Raw genomic sequence first — 2,898 nt, forward strand, 5'->3', positions numbered from 1 at the left:
ACGGCCTGCGCGGCATGAGCACCGGGAACCACGCCGACGTCTTCCAGCCCTGGGGTGGGCTGCGGGAGTTCCGCATCGACCGGCTGACCGGGTCGTCGAACTTCCAGGGCCTGCACATCTTCGAGAACACCGGGCCGATCGGCAGCGGCGTCATCCGGAACACCAACATCTCCGGGCACAACGACGCCCCGGTGGACAAGGGTGGCTACTACATCTGGACCGACTGCAACGACGACTACCCGCTGGCCCTGGACGGCGTCTACGTCGCACCGCGGCCCGGCCGGCCCTTCGGTCAGAGCGTCTGGCCGTCGGTGACCCACAAGCAGTGCGCGGCGAACGTCTCCAACGGTGTGGCGACCTGGCCCAAGGACAGCTCGATCACCGGCAGCGTGCGGGAGGGTCGCCCGTCCTCGGGTGACTTCGTCCCGGCCGGCTCGGTCGGCCGGAGCTACACCTCGCCCGGCTACCGCTGACCCCTGGTCAGACTCCCCAGTCGCGCTCAGCGACCGATCTGATGCCGCCGAGAGGCGGCGCCGAGTGCCTCGTCCCCGGACTCCCGGGGACGAGGCACTCGGCTTTGGTGGTCCGCACGCCTCTCACGCAGCACCATCCCGGCGAGAAGAGCGGAGCACACCGCGGCCTCGATGATGAGCATGGAATCCAGTGGCTGCCGGAATCGCGTCCTGGTGAAGGTCAGCGCCATGAAGGCGGCGCTGGACATGAAGACAGTGAGCAGCAGCAGCTCCGGCGGCTTCGGCGGGAACTTGCGCCACAGCGCCAGCCGTACGAGCGCCAACGCGACCAGCGGCACGAACGTCAGGTACGACACCAGCCGCTCCAATGTGCCGCCGCCGGTCGCGGACGCGGGCTCGTTGTACGGCGCGAAGTAGTTCACCACCTTGCCCAGGTACAGCTGCGCTGCCTCATCAGGGTGCTCGCTCACCCACGTGAATGCGGCATCGGTGTAGAAGGCGCTCTTCTCGCTCTCCGTCATGGCCCCGCGCTCGGCGGCTTCTCGGTAGCTGTCGATGTCGGCCGTGACCCCGGAGGTCGGCGTCGCCTCCGCGGAGTTCCCCAGCAGCAGGTTCACGCCGGTGGCGGTGCTCACCGGGACGAACGCGTCGAAGGCGACAGCGTTGCGCGCCGTCCAGAGCGCCACCGGTAGCAACCCGGCCAGCACCGCTGGGACCACGAAGCGAAGGGTCTGCTGACGGAACCGCCACAACGCCCAGAGGACGACGATGAGGGCTGCGAAGGCCAGGGTCGGAGCTGAGTACAGGACGACGACGGCCAGCAGTCCGACGGCGGCTCCGCGCCACGGCCGCGCCGCCCGGGGGTCGTCGAGGCTCAATGCGACCGCGCCGAGCAATGCGGCCATCGCCAGCGTCTGCGGGTACAGGGTGGCCGCGGTGTAGACGTTCAGCGGGTAGAGCAGGAGCAGGAACGCCGCGATCCAGCCCGCCGACGGCCCTGCGATGTGTGTCGCTATCCGGCGGGCCAACAGCGCAGACACGACGAGCAGTGCCGCCGACACGGCTACGAGCAGCTCGATCGGTGTGCCGAGGAGCCGGAACACCGCGAGCAGCAGGGGCCAGGCCGGCGGCCGGTAGGCGGTGGTCTCCCCGTCCAGTTGGTAGCCATCACCGCGCAGCACCGAGTCGGCAATGGTGACGTAGCCCCGTTCGTCGCGGTAGGACAGGTCACCTGTTGCCAGTGCGAAGGCCATGACCATTGCAGAGGCGCACCAGAATGCCGCCCAGGTGAGCCGGTCTCGGTTCGCCCGAACCGCTTTGAACGAATGTGTCACTGTTCTTGACCCCCGTGGTCGGTAGTTCGGGGGACCGTAGCCGAGCCATTGGCACTCCGGGGGCTCGATGTGTCCGGTAGTTGGCCATGCGAACTGTGGGCGATAAGACCGTCACACGCCGCTCAGAAAGTGCATGTTCTGCGTGCGCGCTGGCCCATCACGCTGAGCGCCGGAAGTGGAACTGATTGCAATGTTGGATATTCGAGCGCGCAATGGGTCGATCGTCAGGGCATCAGCCTTGTCTGGGGCGCCCCTCAGCGTGGAACCGCTGCGAGCTCGTGGATCTGTTGCCGGGGGTTCCCGCTCGCCGGATGAACTGCGTGTGACGTTGTCGGGGCCGTTGACCCACCGCATGCGGCAGGCCGGTTCGTTCGGTGGGTGCCGGGTCACTTGGAGTGGCGCCTGTATCACCGGACCAGGCGGTTCCACAAGTACTGCGCTGTGACGTAATCGCACTGCTACCTTCCCCCGCGTGCCTCCCTCCCGTTTCGTCTCCTCACGAAAGTCCGCCTCGGCCAGGTGCCGCGCGATCGCAGGCGGCCGCAGCCGTTGGCTCGCGCTCGCCATCGCCTTCGGCTGCCTCGTGCCGGTGGCGACCACTGTCATCGATGCCGCCGAACCGGAGGCGCCCGCAACCGGTCTGGCCCTCGCATCCACACAGATGGACGTGGTCGCCGCGTCGACCAGCCGCCCCGCGCTCAGCTGGAGGCCGCCCGCCGGCTACGCCAACTATCCCGTGACCAAGGTGACGGCGACGACGTCGCTGACGACGGTGAGCGGCCGCGGCGGTGACGTGCTGATCAAGCTGCCCACCGACCGCGCGGTCGGCCCGATCACCATCGCGGACTGCCGCAACGCCGTCATCATCGGCGGCAGCATCAAGGCACTGCCGTCGGCCAAGGTCGCCGGCCACGACCAGCGCGCCATCTACGTGCGCAACTGCACCGGCACGGTGCACATCGAGGGCGTCCACATCAACGGCGCCGTGACCGGCGCCCAGACCGACGGCATCGCCGCCAACGCCCCGAGGGCGATCCTGCAGATCCAGAACGTGCGGGTCGACGGCCTGCGCGGCATGAGCACCGGGAACC

The 2,898-nt window shown here is 68.6% G+C and carries 3 protein-coding genes; 2 read left to right on the forward strand and 1 reads right to left on the reverse strand.

Annotated features, from left to right (window positions below; all coding sequences use genetic code 11):
- On the forward strand, positions 1 to 473 hold a 473-nt coding region (locus IN07_RS09215), incomplete at its 5' end, for a hypothetical protein (RefSeq protein ID WP_036335375.1).
- A 26-nt stretch (positions 474 to 499) separates the two neighbouring features.
- Here the strand turns inward: IN07_RS09215 and IN07_RS09220 are convergent.
- Complete coding sequence (locus IN07_RS09220) at positions 500 to 1,807, reverse strand: ArnT family glycosyltransferase (RefSeq protein ID WP_156119101.1); 1,308 nt, start codon at positions 1,805 to 1,807, stop codon at positions 500 to 502.
- 661 nt (positions 1,808 to 2,468) lie between these two features.
- Here IN07_RS09220 and IN07_RS09225 point away from each other — a divergent pair.
- Positions 2,469 to 2,898: hypothetical protein (locus IN07_RS09225; protein ID WP_036335377.1), on the forward strand; the 430-nt coding region annotated here is incomplete at its 3' end.

This window comes from Modestobacter caceresii, from assembly GCF_000761485.1.
Classification (GTDB): domain Bacteria; phylum Actinomycetota; class Actinomycetes; order Mycobacteriales; family Geodermatophilaceae; genus Modestobacter; species Modestobacter caceresii.